Below are 15306 nucleotides of genomic sequence, written 5' to 3' on the forward strand. Positions count from 1 at the left end.
CGGGGCTGCCCATTTTGCCCAGAGTGGATAGCCACTCCGGCTGGGGGTGGAAAAAACGAAAGGAAATCATCATGTCTATGGAGACGCAGGCGTTGCTGGTATTTTTGCTGATCGGGCTGGTTGCAGGTTTCCTCGCAAGTCTCGTCGTCGGCGGCGGCGGCCTGATCCGATGCCTGCTGAGCGGCATCATCGGCGCCTTCGTCGGCGGCTATCTGTTCAGCGCGCTCGGCATCTCTCTGGGCATTGAAAACGCGCTGGTCGTGCAAATCATCCACGCCACGGTCGGCGCCATCATCGTGGTGCTGGTGGCCAGAGCGGTGGCATAGGGTAAACGGGTCGAACCCAAAGGCAGGGCTGAAATGGAAAGTGTCGGCTGGATTTCGGCAATCATCATCGGCGGGTTGGCGGGCTGGCTCGCCGGCAAGCTGATGGAGGCGCGATACGGGATTTTCCTGAACATCGTGCTCGGCATCGTCGGCTCGGTCGTCGCCACCGCGATCCTCGCCCAGTTCCACGTCCAGCTTGCCGGCGGACGGCTCGGTTATTTCGTGACGGGTTTCCTCGGCGCCTGCCTGCTGATATTCCTTGCGCGACTGGTGCGGCGCTAGGGTCGCGACGCGCTTGAGAGACTGTGCCGCATGGAGCGGCGGAAAGCTGATACTGCAATGGTGACCATTCTCGACACGATCAATCCCGACGCCAAGCGCGTGCGCCATCCCGAGAAGGCGCATCGCCCGGATACGGAAGTCATGCGCAAGCCCGACTGGATCCGCGTCAAGGCGCCGACCTCCAAGGGTTATGCCGAGACGCGCGCGATCGTGAAGGAGCACAAGCTCGTCACCGTCTGCGAGGAAGCCGGCTGCCCTAATATCGGCGAGTGCTGGGACAAGAAGCACGCCACTTTCATGATCATGGGCGAGATCTGCACCCGCGCCTGTGCCTTCTGCAACGTCGCCACCGGCAAGCCGAATGCGCTCGATATGGCCGAGCCCGAAAACGTCGCCAAGGCGGTCAAGGAGATGGGCCTCAGTCATGTCGTAATCACCTCGGTCGATCGTGACGATCTGGAGGACGGCGGCGCCGAGCACTTCGAAAAGGTGATCTGGGCGATCCGCTCGGCTTCGCCGCCGACGACGATCGAGATCCTGACGCCCGACTTCCTGAAGAAGCCGGGGGCGCTGGAGCGCGTCGTCGCCGCCAAGCCCGACGTCTTCAACCACAACATGGAAACGGTTGCCGGCAACTATCTGACGGTTCGCCCCGGCGCCCGTTATTTCCACTCCATTCGCCTGCTGCAGCGGGTGAAGGAACTTGATCCGACCATGTTCACCAAATCCGGCATCATGGTCGGCCTCGGCGAGGAGCGCAATGAAGTGCTGCAGCTGATGGACGACCTGCGCACCGCCGATGTCGACTTCCTGACGATCGGCCAATATCTGCAGCCGACCCGCAAGCACCACAAGGTCGAAAGCTTCGTCACGCCCGACGAGTTCAAGTCCTACGAGACTGTCGCCTATAGCAAGGGCTTCCTGATGGTCGCCTCCAGCCCGCTGACCCGCTCTTCTCATCACGCCGGCGACGATTTCGCGCGGCTGAAGGCGGCGCGCGAGAAGAAGTTGCTGTTGGTAGCTGAGTAAGGTTTGGGTGCTGCCAAGTTCCGTCATGCTCGGGCTTGTCCCGAGCATCTGCAACCGATCGATAGGGCAGCAGATCCTCGGCACAAGGCCGAGGATGACGTCGAGTAGGGGGCGAGGTTAGGCAACAAACTGCCCTTAGCGGTTTTTGCCAAGGTTTTTCTTTGGGCAGCCAATGAATATCATATCCGACTTGAAATCGACGCTGGTCGAAGCCGACCGTATTCTGGTCATCGGCTGCCCCGGCAGCGGAAAGAGCACGCTTGCAAAGCGGCTCTCGCGAACGCTCGATCTTCGCTACATTTCCATGGATCGCGATTTCTACTGGCTGCCTGGCTGGCGAAAGAGGTCGCGCGAAGAGATCGACCGACTTATCGCCGAAGCCGTGGCGGAAGAACGCTGGATAATGGATGGAACCGGCCTCAATTCCTTTCATCTTCGCCTGCCGCGTGCCGAGGCCGTTATTTGGCTTCGGCCGCCAAGATATACATGCTTGTATGGTGCCGTCTCAAGAACGTTTCGCTATTTCGGCCGCAACCGTCCCGAACTGCCGCCTGGTTGTCCTGAGCGCCTCTCGCTGAATGCGCTTGCCTATATCTGGAATTTTGAGCGGGACGCCGTCCCTTTGATTAAGGTCGCATTGCGGGAACATATTGACAGCATCGCCACGCACAGCCCCGAGGTGCCGGTTCTCCAGCTAAAATCCCGCCGTCAGATGCGCGAGCTCCTTGATCTTCTGGGCCGGCCCGCTTAACTGCGCTTCATGCCGCAATTCGAAACGCACCGCTCCGTTCCGCACACGCCCGACCAGATGTTCGACCTCGTTGCCGATGTCGAGCGTTACCCGGAGTTTCTGCCGCTCTGCGAGGCGCTCGCCGTCAAGAGCCGCAAGGAGCGCGACGGCAAGGTCCTCCTCGTCGCCGACATGACGGTCGGCTATAAAGCGATCCGCGAGACTTTCACGACACAGGTTCTGTTGAACCGGGCCGAGCGAGTCATCGAGGTCAAATATATCGACGGCCCATTCAAATATCTGGAAAATCGGTGGCATTTCTCCGAAACGCCGGCCGGCGGCTGCACGATCAATTTCTTCATCGACTACGAGTTCAAGAGCCGCATTCTGGGCGCGCTGATGGGATCGATGTTCGATCGCGCCTTCCGCATGTTCACCGAAGCCTTCGAGACAAGGGCGAACAGGATCTACGCCACGCTGTGACGGACGATCTGAGCCGGCGTCAGTCGGGCAGCAGAGAATGCACCATCTCCAGCGCGGTCCTGACCGTTGCCAGCCGAACCTTGCTGCGGCCGATATCGCCATAGAGTACTTTCCGGTGGATGAGTGCGCCGGTGCGCGATTTGGCGGCAAGATGCACGAGCCCGACCGGTTTTTCCGCCGAACCGCCGCCGGGTCCTGCAATGCCGGTGACGGCGATGGCGATCGCGGCACGCGAGCGCAAGAGGGCGCCATGCGCCATCTGCCGGGCGGTCTCTTCGGAAACCGCCCCGAAGCTGAGCAGCGTTTGCTCCTGTACCCCGAGCATCTCCATCTTCGCCGTGTTCGTGTAGGTGACGAAGCCGCGGTCGACGACGGCGGACGAACCTGATATTTCGGTCAGCGCAGCGGCGATCAGCCCGCCGGTGCAGGATTCGGCAGTCGAGATCATCAGTCCGGCAGCCGTGAAGTCGCGGATGATCGCCTCTGCCGCCGAATGGATATCCTCGGGGAAAAGGCTCATCGCTTCAACGCCCGGTAGATGACGGTCGCCGTAGCTATCGCCGCGATGCCTTCGCGTCGGCCGACGAAGCCGATCTTCTCGTTAGTCGTCGCCTTGACCGAGCAGCGTTCGATATCGATGCCGAGATATTCCGACAGCCTCGCCCGCATGGCCTCGCGATGCGGGCCGATCTTCGGCGCCTCGGCGATCAGTGAGACGTCGGCGTTCATGATCGTGCCGCCGTGTTCGCGGACAATCCGGGCGGCGTGCTCGATGAAAATCCTCGAGGCCGCACCCTTCCATTGCGGGTCGGACGGCGGGAAATGATCGCCGATATCGCCGGCGCCGCAGGTGGCAAGCAGCGCGTCGGTCAGCGCATGCAGCGCGACGTCGGCATCCGAATGGCCTTTCAGCTTCTGGTCGTGCGGAATGAAGACGCCGCAGAGTGTCACGCCGTCGCCCGCTTCGAGCTGGTGCACGTCATAGCCATTGCCGGTGCGCACGTCGGGAAGCAGTGACGCCGACAGCTTGTCGTTGGCCATGGCAATATCCCTCTTGATCGTCAGCTTGACGTTATCGGCCGTACCTTCGACGATCGTGACCGGAATGCTCGCCCATTCGGCGATCGAGGCATCGTCGGTGAAATCGCTTCGCCCGCTCGCCGCCGCCTTCTCATGCGCCTCGAGAATGGTTTCGAAGGCGAAGGATTGCGGCGTCTGCGCCGCATGGAGGTGCTCGCGCGAAACCGTCGTCAGCACGGTTCCGGCACTATCGGCGCGTTTCAGCGTATCGGTTACCGGCATTGCCGGCAGCACCGCCTGCGCGCCGTTGGAAAGACGCTCTGCAATTCGGTCGAGCAGCCCATGGTCGAAGAACGGTCGCACTGCATCGTGGATCAGCACATGGCTGACATTCTTGTCCTTGAGATATCGCAGGCCGGCAAGCACGGACTGTTGCCGGGTCGGGCCGCCGTGCACCGTTTCGATCGCCGTCGCCGGGGTCATATGCCGCAAGGCTCCCGCAAACAGCGCCTCGTCATCGGGATGGATGACGACGACGATCCGGGTTGCGGCTTCCCATGTCATGAAGTTTTCAAGCGTATGGACGATAACCGGCTTGCCGCCGATCGTGCGATATTGCTTGGGACCTTCCGTTGAGGATCCGGCGCGCTCGCCGCGTCCGGCGGCCACGATGACAATTCCAGCCGATATTGGTTGCTTGGACGGCATTTGCAGCATAAATCCCCTAAATTATGCGGAATTGACCGGAGTGCTCTAACCTCTTGCTTTGGCCTTTTCCAGCATTTGCCCAAAAAATATCGATTCCGATCCGAGCCCTCTTGGCAAAGGCCTGGATCTGTGGCTAAAAATAATGCAGTTCCATTGTGTGCCTGAAAGATAATCATTTGATTTGCAAGGATCTCGCAGCGCCTTTCCGAATCGGACCTGTTTCCGTGCGGAACCGCGTTGTGCTGGCGCCGATGTCCGGCGTTACCGACATGCCCTTCCGGGAGCTCGCTTGGCGCTTCGGCGCCGGACTCGTCGTCACCGAAATGGTGGCGAGCCGCGAGCTGGTCAACGACACCGCCGAATCCTGGTCGCGCCTGAGGGCTGCCGGCTTCCGGCCGCATATGGTGCAGCTCGCCGGGCGCGAGGCGTATTGGATGGCAGAAGCGGCGAAGATCGCTGCCGATCATGGCGCCGATATCATCGACATCAACATGGGCTGTCCGGCTAAGAAGGTGATCGGCGGTTATTCCGGCTCGGCGCTGATGCGCGATCCCGATCACGCGCTCGGCCTCATCGAGGCGACGGTCAACGCCGTCGACATTCCGGTGACGCTGAAGATGCGCCTCGGCTGGGACGAGAATTCGATCAATGCGCCCGATATCGCGCGTCGCGCCGAGGCGGCTGGAATCCAGCTCGTGACCATTCATGGACGCACCCGCATGCAATTTTATGAAGGCCGCGCCGATTGGCATGCTATCCGCGCCGTCCGCGACGTGATCTCGATCCCGCTGATCGCCAATGGCGATGTCGAAACGGCCGACGACGCGCAGGAAATCTTGCGCCGCTCCGGCGCCGATGCCGTCATGATCGGCAGGGGCTGCCAGGGCAGGCCGTGGCATGCCGGCGTGCTTGCCGGAGCCGCGGAGCCGCGACGCGAAGAGATCGCCGATATCGCCGTCGAACACTACCGGATGATGCTCGATTTCTATGGCGAGGCGGTGGCGATCCGCCATGCCCGCAAGCATCTCGGCTGGTATCTCGAGCGTTTTGCCCCCGCGCTTTCCGGCAAAGACAAGGCTGACATCATGACCTCGCGCGATCCGCGCGACGTTGTCGCCCGCCTTTGCGATGCGCTTGATGCAGCTGTTGTCGACAGCCGGGAGGCGGCATGACGAAGGATACGACATCTCCGCCTGATCATCTTGGCGGAACCGTCGCCATGGCCGTGCTGAACGCCATCCAGAACCCCGTCGTCATGGTCGACGAATCCGGCTTCATCGCCTTCGCCAATTGGGAGGCAGAGGCCTTCTTCGGCGCCAGCGCCTCGCATCTGGCGCGTTACCGGATCTCGACCTTCATTCCTTTCGGCAGCCCGCTGCTGGCCCTGATCGATCAGGTGCGCGAGCGCAAGGCGCCGGTCAACGAATACCGCGTCGACTTGAGCTCGCCGCGCCTCGGCCAGGACAAGCTCGTCGATCTCTATGTCGCCCCCGTGCTCAGCGAGCCCGGCGCCGTCGTCATCGTTTTTCAGGAACGTTCGATGGCCGACAAGATCGATCGGCAGCTGACGCACCGCGCCGCCGCCCGCTCGGTCACCGGTCTCGCTTCCATGCTGGCGCACGAGATCAAGAACCCGCTCTCCGGCATCCGCGGCGCTGCCCAGTTGCTGGAACAGTCGGTGATCGACGACGACCGGGCGCTGACCCGGCTAATTTGCGACGAGACCGACCGCATCGTCTCGCTGGTCGATCGAATGGAAGTCTTTTCCGACGAACGCCCCGTCGACCGCATGCCGGTCAACATCCATTCCGTGCTCGATCACGTGAAGGCCGTCGCCAAGGCGGGCTTTGCCCGCAACCTCCGCATCACCGAGAGTTACGACCCATCGCTGCCGGCGGTCTATGCCAATCGCGACCAGCTCGTCCAGGTCTTCCTCAACCTGGTGAAGAACGCCGCCGAAGCGGTCGGGGACCGGCCGGACGGCGAGATCATGCTGACGACCGCCTATCGCCCCGGCATCCGTCTCTCGGTTGCCGGCACGCGTGAAAAGATCTCGCTGCCGCTGGAATTCTGCGTTCACGACAATGGCCCCGGCGTTCCCGCCGACCTGTTGCCGCATCTCTTCGATCCCTTCATCACCACCAAAACGAACGGCAGCGGCCTCGGCCTGGCGCTGGTCGCCAAGATTATCGGCGATCATGGCGGCATCATCGAATGCGACAGCCAGAACAGCCGCACGACATTCCGCGTTCTCATGCCGGCGTCGAAGGACGCCTCGCTTGAGGATGCTTCTTCCGTAAGCTCGACAGGACCTTCTCGATGACAGCCACGATCCTCGTTGCAGATGATGATGCGGCCATCCGCACCGTGCTCAACCAGGCTTTGAGCCGCGCCGGTTACGACGTTCGTATCACCTCCAATGCCGCAACCCTCTGGCGCTGGATTTCGGCGGGGGAGGGCGATCTGGTCGTGACCGACGTGGTGATGCCGGACGAGAACGCCTTCGACCTCTTGCCGCGGATCAAGAAGGCGCGTCCCGATCTGCCCGTCCTCGTCATGAGCGCGCAGAACACCTTCATGACCGCCATCAAGGCGTCGGAGAAGGGCGCCTACGACTATCTGCCGAAGCCCTTCGACCTGACCGAGCTGATCGGCATCATCGGCCGGGCGCTGGCTGAGCCGAAGCGCAAGCCTGCCAAGCTCGAAGAGGACATGCAGGACGGCATGCCGCTCGTTGGCCGCTCGGCCGCGATGCAGGAAATCTACCGTGTGCTCGCCCGCCTGATGCAGACGGATCTGACGCTGATGATTACTGGCGAATCCGGCACCGGCAAGGAGCTCGTCGCCCGGGCGCTGCATGATTACGGCAAGCGCCGCAACGGCCCCTTCGTCGCGATCAACATGGCGGCGATCCCGCGCGACCTGATCGAGTCGGAACTTTTCGGCCATGAAAAGGGCGCTTTCACCGGCGCGCAGACCCGCTCGACCGGCCGCTTCGAGCAGGCCGAAGGCGGCACGCTCTTCCTCGACGAGATCGGCGACATGCCGATGGATGCCCAGACCCGGCTTCTGCGCGTGTTGCAGCAGGGCGAATACACGACCGTCGGCGGCCGTACGCCGATCCGCACCGATGTTCGCATCGTCGCCGCCACCAACAAGGATCTGAAGCAGGCGATCAACCAGGGCCTCTTCCGTGAGGATCTCTATTATCGGCTTAACGTCGTTCCGCTGCGCCTGCCGCCGCTGCGCGACCGCGCGGAGGATATTCCCGATCTCGTTCGCCACTTCATCCAGCAGGCCGAAAAGGAAGGCCTCGGCTCCAAACGCTTCGATCAGGAAGCGCTGGAACTGATGAAGGCCTATGCCTGGCCGGGCAACGTCCGCGAGCTGGAAAACCTCATCCGCCGTCTGATGGCGCTCTATCCGCAGGATGTCATCACCCGCGAGATCATCGATGCCGAGCTGCGCTCCGATGTGCCCGACAGCCCGATCGACAAGGGGCCGATCCGCAGCGGCTCGATGACGATCGCCCAGGCCGTCGAAGAGAACATGCGCACCTATTTCGCAAGCTTCGGCGAAAACCTGCCGCCGCCCGGACTGTATGACCGCGTTCTGACGGAACTGGAATATCCGCTGATCCTCGCCGCCCTGACGGCAACCCGTGGCAACCAGATCAAGGCGGCCGATCTTCTCGGCCTCAACCGCAACACCTTGCGCAAGAAAATCAGGGAACTCGGCGTCTCTGTCTACAGAAGCTCCCGCACCGCCTGAAGAAAAGGCGGTAGGCTCCTCGTTCGCCCACCGCCTCCTCCTCCCAGTATCCGCCGCCACGGTTGGGAACAAAATTTAATCTATCCGAGCCCGACTTCGGTTTGTATCTACGCCGGCAAACAAAAGCGCAGTGTCATTCTATGGTCACATAGTATTTGCGAGCCGTTGTTTGCCATCGGGCAAATGTCATTGAAGTTGCTGCTCTCGTCGTCGCCGCGCCTGTGGATAGGCTGTGGATAACAGGTGGATGACACGGGTCGATCAACGGGCGATAACGTCCCCAATTCCGGTCGGTTGTTGCCTATCCGTTCCGAATCTCGTCATCTGCCGTCGCATGCTGTCGACTTCCGCCGCAACTGTCGCCGCCAGCATGCCATGGGCGCTCCGACTGAGGTCGTGGAGCGCCCTTTCTTTTCGTTGGAGCGACATGGTGTTTCATGGCGATCATTTTGGCGGGGTTGCGCCTCGCATATTGTTGCTGACGCCATAGATTACGCGGAACGGTCGCCGATCGATCGTGCGACGCCGGCCTCGGTTGGTGGTCGGTCCATGTTCACAACTATTGGAGCTGCGTGATGGAATATCGTCGTTTGGGAAGGTCCGGTCTGCAGGTGAGCGAGTTCTCCTTCGGCTCATGGGTCACTTTCGGCAAGCAGGTGAACGGCGGCGACGCGGTCGATCTCATGCGGCTTGCCTACGACAGCGGGGTAAACTTCTTCGACAATGCCGAAGGCTATGAAAGCGGGAAGTCCGAGGTCGTCATGGGCGAGGCGCTGAAGTCGCTCGGCTGGAGCCGCGACAGCTTCATCGTCTCGAGCAAGGTCTTCTGGGGCGGCCAGAAACCGACGCAACGCGGATTGTCGCGCAAGCACGTGACCGACGCCTGCCATGCGGCGCTGAAGCGGCTTCAGGTCGATTACCTCGATCTTTATTTCTGTCACCGCCCGGATATCGACACGCCGATCGAGGAAACGGTCCGGGCCATGCATGATCTCGTCGCTCAGGGCAAGGTGCTCTATTGGGGAACCTCCGAATGGTCCGCACAGCAGTTGACCGAGGCCTATGCGGTTGCCCGGGACCTGCGCATCACGCCGCCCACCATGGAGCAGCCGCAGTACAACATCTTCGAACGCCAGAAGGTCGAGGCTGATTATCTCCCGCTCTACGACCTGATCGGCCTTGGCACCACAATCTGGTCGCCGCTCGCCTCCGGCGTCCTCACAGGCAAATACAATAACGGCGTGCCCGCCGACAGCCGCATGAACCTGCCCGGCTACGAATGGCTGAAGGAAAGGTGGTCGAGCGACGCCGGCCGCGCCCAGCTCCGGCAAGTCGGCGAACTGGCAAAGCTCGCAGACGAAATTGGCTTGTCGATCACCCATCTCGCGCTTCTGTGGTGCCTCGCCAATCCGCACGTCTCGACCGTCATTCTCGGCGCCTCGCGTGCCAGCCAATTGCAGGATAATCTCGCGGCCCTCTCACACAGGCACAAGCTGACGGCAGACATCATGGAGCGGATCGATGCAATTGCCGGAAACAAACCGGAAGCACCGCGTCGATTCTAGCGGGATCATATATCGACGGGCCAGACCGCGGCTCGTCGAGACACGTCGCTGCTGTCTATCCTATTAAGGTATAGGCATGCAGCGACGGACTGCGACAAGGTTGAGTTGCTAGCAAGTTTCTGCAAGGGCAGCAGGGGAAGCGGGATGCACTTTCTTGAAGTTTTCGCGGTCGGAGGACTCTTGGCGGCTGCGATTTTTCACGTCGGCATGCTCCTTGTGTTTGAACACATGGCGAGCAAGATCAACAAATTTGGTCCTAACCTGGTGACCAAGATCGGCAAGGGACTGCCTGAGATCGATCTGCAAAGCCCGCTGATTCCGTTGCCGTTGAAGAATCAATTCCTGCTTTATCGGCGAGCTTGGATCGTCGTCATCGCAATACTGATGATGCCTCTTGCTCTCTACTTGGTGGCGAAAGCCTACCATTGATGAGCCCTTCCAAGGATGCCGATACTACGTGGTGGGTAACACTCCATTGGGACGGGACGAGTTCATGCGCGGCTTGACAATGTGACAGTGGGCGTTGCATTTTCGCCACATTGCGTTGCTTAAAGGTCACGCAAGGGTTTTTGAACATTCGCTCCCGATCGAGCCGTTCCGACAGCGCTGGCTTCCGAGCCGGCGTTCTTTGGTTTCGATCGGATAGCGGGGCGGCAGGGTGCCGTCTGAAGAGAGGCCGGATGACGCAGGATGGGGTAGCGCCAGCGGCGGCGGGCGAAGCGGTGACGACGGTGACCGATCGCCGCGCCCTTTTTGCCGTGCCCGGTCTTGTGCTTGCGGGCGGTGCTCTTCTCTGCGCCACGGTGACACTGTTCATACTGCTCGGCCTGACGCCGATCGCACCGACGTCGCATGTCGTCATCACGTCGGTGATCGTCAATTCCTTCTTCGTCCTGACGCTGCTCGCGCTCATCGGCCGCGAGGTGGCAAGGCTGCTCAAGGCGCGTACCCGCGGCAGGGCGGCCGCGCGCCTGCACATCCGCATCGTCGTGCTCTTCTCGATCGTCGCGATCACGCCGGCGATCCTCGTTGCCATCTTCGCCAGCATCACGCTGAACGCCGGCCTCGATCGCTGGTTTGCGCTGCGCACCCAGTCGATCGTCAGCTCGTCGCGCAATATCGGCCAGGCCTATATGATGGAGAACGCCAGCTATCTGCAGGGGCAGACGGTTTCCATGGCGAACGACCTGGAGCGCAACCGCGCCCTCTACAACCTCGACAGGACGGGTTTTGCCGAGCTGATGACGCGGCAGGCGAGGGGCCGCGGCTTGCTCGGCGCCTTCCTTGTCGAAAGCGACGGCTCGGTAGTCGTCCAGGCCGATATCGCCACGGAAAAGCCGTTACCGGCCATTCCGCAGGACGCGTTGCAAAAGGCGGCGGCCGGCCAGCCGACCCTGATCCCGCCCGGCGTCACCAACCTCGTCGGCGCCATCATCAAGCTCGATGCCATCCAGGGCACGTTTCTTTATACGGTGAGGGCCGTCGATCCCAAGGTCATGGGCGCCATGCGCATGATGGAGGAAAACGCCACCGAATACCGCTCGATGGAGGCCAATCGCTTCTCGCTGCAGGTCGCATTCGCCGTGCTCTACATCGGCTTCGCGCTGATTGTGCTGCTGGCGGCGATCTGGACCGCGATTGCCGTGGCCGATCGCATCGTTCGGCCGATCCGGCTGCTGATCACGGCGGCCGACAGCGTTGCGTCGGGCAATATGGATATCGTCGTGCCGGTGCATGCCGTTGATGGCGACGTCGCCAATCTGTCGCGTACCTTCAACAAGATGATCTCGGAAATCCGCACCCAGCGTGACGAGATCCTCGAGGCCAAGGACGAGGTCGACGACCGCCGGCGCTTTATCGAGGCGGTGTTGTCGGGTGTTACCGCTGCCGTCATCGGCGTCGAGCAGGATCGACGCATCGCCATTGTCAACAGTTCGGCCGAAACGCTGATGTCGCTATCGGCCGGCGAGATGCTCGGCAAGCAGCTGGCCGATATCGCGCCCGAGGTCGACCAGGTGCTGACCGAGGCGGCGGTGCGTCACCGCGGCGATTTCCGCAAGCAGATCGCGCTGGTGCGCGGCGGCACGGTCAGGACGCTGAGCGTCCAGGTCACCCGTGAGGAAGTTCGCGACATGAGCGAATCCTATGTGATCACGCTCGACGACATCACCGACCTCGTCATCGCCCAGCGCTCGACCGCCTGGGGCGACGTGGCAAGGCGCATTGCCCACGAGATCAAGAATCCCCTGACGCCGATCCAGCTATCTGCCGAGCGCATCCAGCGCCGCTATGGCAAGCAGATCGACCAGGACGACCGCGCCGTCTTCGATCAGTGCACCGATACGATCATCCGCCAGGTCGGCGATATCGGCCGCATGGTCGACGAATTCTCCGCCTTTGCCCGCATGCCGAAGCCAACCAAGGAGCCGAGCGACCTGCGCGATATCCTGCGCGATGCGATCTTCCTGCGCGAAATGGGCAATCATCACGTTACCTTCCAGCAGGATTTCGGCGATCAGCCGCTGGAGGGCCTGTTCGACAGCCGCATGCTCGGCCAGGCTTTCGGAAATCTCATCAAGAATGCGGTGGAGTCGCTCGAAGCCGTTCCGAGCGACGAACGCGACGAACGCAAGGTTCTCGTGCGCGCGGCACTCGACGCCGGTCGCGACCGTTTCACCGTCGACGTGATCGACAATGGCCGCGGCCTGCCGGTAGAGAACCGCCATAGCATTCTGGAACCCTACATGACGATGCGCGAGAAGGGCACCGGCCTTGGGCTGGCCATCGTCAAGAAGATCATCGAGGAACATGGCGGACAGCTCGAGTTGCACGATGCGCCCGCCGATTTTGACCGGGGAAGAGGGGCCATGATCCGCGTGCATCTGCCACGCCTGGAGCCGACGCCCGCCACTCCCGAAGCCAATGACAAGGAAAGCGTTTATGGCCTCTGATATTCTCGTCGTCGACGACGAGCACGATATTCGCGAGATCGTTTCCGGCATTCTCTCCGACGAGGGGCACGAGACGCGCACCGCCCACGACAGCGATAGTGCGCTGGCGGCGATTTCCGATCGGGTGCCGCGGCTGATCTTCCTCGATATCTGGATGCAGGGCAGCAAGCTCGATGGCCTGTCGCTGCTCGACGAGATCAAGACTCGCCATCCTGATCTGCCCGTCGTAATGATCTCGGGCCACGGCAACATCGAAACCGCCGTCTCGGCGATCAAGCGCGGCGCGTTCGATTTCATCGAGAAGCCCTTCAAGGCCGACCGGCTGATCCTGATCGCCGAACGCGCGCTCGAAAATTCCAAGCTCAAGCGCGAGGTCTCGGAACTCAAGCGCCGCACCGGCGATGCGTTGGAGCTGATCGGCACCTCGGTTGCCGTCTCGCAGCTGCGCCAGACGATCGAGAAGGTGTCGCCGACCAACAGCCGCATCATGATCCTCGGCGCCTCCGGCTCCGGCAAGGAGCTGGTGGCGCGGATGATCCACAAGAAGTCGGCTCGCGCCAATGGCCCCTTCGTCGCGCTGAATGCCGCCAACATTACGCCCGATCGCATGGAAGTGGCGCTCTTCGGCACCGAGGGAACGCCCGGCCAGGCGCGCAAGATCGGCGCGCTGGAGGAAGCTCACCGCGGCATCCTCTATCTCGACGAGGTTGGCGAGATGCCGCGCGAGACGCAGAACAAGATCTTGCGCGTGCTCGTCGATCAGCAGTTCGAGCGGGTCGGCGGTTCCAAGCGCGTCAAGGTCGATGTCCGCATCATCTCCTCGACGGCCTATAATCTCGAGAGCCGCATTGCCGAAGGCTGGTTCCGTGAGGATCTTTATCATCGCCTTGCGGTCGTGCCGGTGCGCGTGCCGGCGCTGGCCGAGCGGCGCGAGGATATTCCCTTCCTCGTCGACCAGCTGATGCGCCAGATATCGGAGCAGGCCGGCATCCGTCCGCGCCGCATCGGCGACGATGCCATGGCCGTGCTGCAGGCGCATGACTGGCCGGGCAATATCCGTCAGCTGCGCAACAATATCGAGCGCCTGATGATCCTTGCCCGCACCGACGGGCCGGATGCGCCGATCACCGCCGACATGCTGCCGACCGATCTCGGCGACATGCTGCCCAAGGTATCGGCCAAGAACGACTATCACATCATGACGCTGCCATTGCGCGAAGCCCGTGAGATGTTCGAGAAGGATTATCTGATCGCCCAGATCAACCGCTTCGGCGGCAATATCTCGCGTACCGCCGAATTCGTCGGCATGGAGCGCTCGGCGCTGCACCGCAAGCTGAAGTCGCTCGGCGTCTAGAACATGATGCCGAAAAGTGTCAGCGGTTTTCGGGCAACATCATGCTCCACTTTTTGATCTTGCAGGCGCGGCGGGAGCCGCGCCGCCCTTGCCCTTGCTATCCTTCCCCGAAGATCAGGTTCCCCATGCCGAGAATTGCCTATGTGAACGGCCGTTACGTCAAGCATTCCGATGCCCGAGTGCATATCGAGGACCGCGGCTACCAGTTCTCCGATGGCGTCTATGAGGTCTGCGAGGTGCGTCACGGCTATATCGTCGATCTCACCCGTCACCTGAACCGCCTCGACCGTTCGCTCGGTGAGCTCAGCATCGCCTGGCCGATGAGCCGGGCGGCACTGACGCAGGTCATTCGCGAGACGCTGCGCCGCAACCATGTCCGCAACGGGCTTTTCTACCTGCAGGTGACGCGCGGTGTGGCGCGCCGTGACCATGTCTTCCCGGCCGAGGGCACGCCGCCCTCGCTTGTCATAACCGCCAAGAGCACCGACCCGAAGATCATCGCCGCCAAGAACGCCAATGGCATCAAGGCGATCACCGTTGCCGACAACCGCTGGGATCGCGTCGACATCAAATCCGTCGGCCTGCTTCCGAATGCGATGGCGCGCCAGCAGGCCAAGGAAGCCGGCGCCCAGGAGGCGATCTATGTCGACGCCGACGGTATGGTGAAGGAAGGGGCGGCGACCAATGTCTGGATCGTCGATTCGGATGGAACGCTGGTGACGCGGCCGGCCGAACACGGCATTCTGCGCGGCATTACCCGCACCACATTGATGGATGTGGCCGCCAGGCTGGGTTTGAAGATCACTGAGCGGAATTTCTCCGTTTCCGAAATGCTCGCAGCCCGCGAGGTCTTTCTCACCGCAGCCACAAGTGTCTGTTTTCCGGTCGTTTCCGTCGATGGCCAAACCATTGCCAATGGTCACCCCGGCAGCCTCTCGCAGAAAGTCCGCGAAGCCTTTTTCGACGTTGCGGAAAAGATTGCGATTTGATACCAAGATTTGCTGGACTGGTGGAATGAGGGTGCCGCCGGTCTTGCATGGAGAGCTTGATTGATATTCTACCGACCAGCTCAGGTCGGCAATAAAGA

At 61.7% G+C, this 15306-nt stretch carries 15 protein-coding genes; 13 read left to right on the plus strand and 2 right to left on the minus strand.

The window, feature by feature from the left end:
- Window positions 1–71 precede the first annotated feature (71 nt).
- The 5 genes from J0663_RS19095 to J0663_RS19115 all read left to right on the plus strand — a co-directional run bounded on the left by J0663_RS19095 (window position 72) and on the right by J0663_RS19115 (window position 2850).
- Window positions 72–326: a GlsB/YeaQ/YmgE family stress response membrane protein gene (locus J0663_RS19095; protein WP_011425215.1), complete on the plus strand. Its 255-nt coding sequence runs from the start codon at window positions 72–74 to the stop codon at window positions 324–326.
- A gap of 33 nt (window positions 327–359) precedes the next feature.
- On the plus strand, window positions 360–608 hold the full coding sequence (locus tag J0663_RS19100) for a GlsB/YeaQ/YmgE family stress response membrane protein (protein WP_207241943.1): 249 nt from the start codon (window positions 360–362) through the stop codon (window positions 606–608).
- A gap of 57 nt (window positions 609–665) precedes the next feature.
- Window positions 666–1637 (plus strand): lipoyl synthase, encoded by a 972-nt coding sequence (lipA, locus tag J0663_RS19105; RefSeq protein WP_207241944.1) that lies wholly within the window; start codon window positions 666–668, stop codon window positions 1635–1637.
- A gap of 172 nt (window positions 1638–1809) precedes the next feature.
- Window positions 1810–2388 carry an AAA family ATPase gene (locus J0663_RS19110; RefSeq protein ID WP_207241945.1) on the plus strand — a complete coding sequence of 193 codons (579 nt, stop codon included), beginning with the start codon at window positions 1810–1812 and terminating at the stop codon, window positions 2386–2388.
- Window positions 2389–2397: 9 nt separating this feature from the next.
- Window positions 2398–2850, plus strand: coding sequence for a type II toxin-antitoxin system RatA family toxin (locus J0663_RS19115; protein ID WP_207241946.1), 453 nt, complete (start codon window positions 2398–2400; stop codon window positions 2848–2850).
- A 19-nt stretch (window positions 2851–2869) separates the two neighbouring features.
- Here the strand turns inward: J0663_RS19115 and J0663_RS19120 are convergent, their stop codons facing one another.
- Complete coding sequence (locus J0663_RS19120) at window positions 2870–3370, minus strand: CinA family protein (protein ID WP_207241947.1); 501 nt, start codon at window positions 3368–3370, stop codon at window positions 2870–2872.
- Entirely contained in the window at window positions 3367–4587 is a 1221-nt protein-coding gene (locus J0663_RS19125; protein ID WP_207241948.1) for a bifunctional 2-C-methyl-D-erythritol 4-phosphate cytidylyltransferase/2-C-methyl-D-erythritol 2,4-cyclodiphosphate synthase, read from the minus strand. The genes J0663_RS19120 and J0663_RS19125 overlap by 4 nt, the downstream gene beginning before the upstream one ends.
- Window positions 4588–4733: 146 nt before the next feature.
- Between J0663_RS19125 and dusB the strand changes: the two genes are divergently transcribed.
- From dusB to J0663_RS19165, 8 genes are all read left to right on the plus strand, one after another.
- Window positions 4734–5750, plus strand: a complete 1017-nt coding sequence (gene dusB / locus J0663_RS19130; protein WP_207241949.1) for a tRNA dihydrouridine synthase DusB — start codon at window positions 4734–4736, stop codon at window positions 5748–5750.
- Window positions 5747–6901: a two-component system sensor histidine kinase NtrB gene (locus J0663_RS19135; protein ID WP_207241950.1), complete on the plus strand. Its 1155-nt coding sequence runs from the start codon at window positions 5747–5749 to the stop codon at window positions 6899–6901. The genes dusB and J0663_RS19135 overlap by 4 nt, the downstream gene beginning before the upstream one ends.
- The gene (gene ntrC / locus J0663_RS19140; protein WP_047615004.1) at window positions 6898–8349 is read left to right on the plus strand and encodes a nitrogen regulation protein NR(I); all 1452 of its coding nucleotides are present in this window, start codon (window positions 6898–6900) and stop codon (window positions 8347–8349) included. The genes J0663_RS19135 and ntrC overlap by 4 nt, the downstream gene beginning before the upstream one ends.
- Before the next feature lie 575 nt (window positions 8350–8924).
- Window positions 8925–9914, plus strand: coding sequence for a potassium channel beta subunit family protein (locus J0663_RS19145; RefSeq protein ID WP_207241951.1), 990 nt, complete (start codon window positions 8925–8927; stop codon window positions 9912–9914).
- A 144-nt stretch (window positions 9915–10058) separates the two neighbouring features.
- On the plus strand, window positions 10059–10343 hold the full coding sequence (locus tag J0663_RS19150) for a hypothetical protein (protein WP_207241952.1): 285 nt from the start codon (window positions 10059–10061) through the stop codon (window positions 10341–10343).
- 251 nt (window positions 10344–10594) lie between these two features.
- On the plus strand, window positions 10595–12865 hold the full coding sequence (locus J0663_RS19155) for a sensor histidine kinase NtrY-like (RefSeq protein WP_207241953.1): 2271 nt from the start codon (window positions 10595–10597) through the stop codon (window positions 12863–12865).
- Window positions 12855–14219, plus strand: coding sequence for a nitrogen assimilation response regulator NtrX (ntrX, locus tag J0663_RS19160; RefSeq protein WP_064683635.1), 1365 nt, complete (start codon window positions 12855–12857; stop codon window positions 14217–14219). Before J0663_RS19155 ends, ntrX begins: the two co-directional genes overlap by 11 nt.
- A gap of 125 nt (window positions 14220–14344) precedes the next feature.
- Window positions 14345–15208, plus strand: a complete 864-nt coding sequence (locus J0663_RS19165) for a D-amino-acid transaminase (protein ID WP_207241954.1) — start codon at window positions 14345–14347, stop codon at window positions 15206–15208.
- The last annotated feature ends 98 nt before the right edge of the window (window positions 15209–15306 follow it).

The organism is Rhizobium lentis (genome assembly GCF_017352135.1).
Classification (GTDB): Bacteria; Pseudomonadota; Alphaproteobacteria; order Rhizobiales; family Rhizobiaceae; genus Rhizobium; species Rhizobium lentis.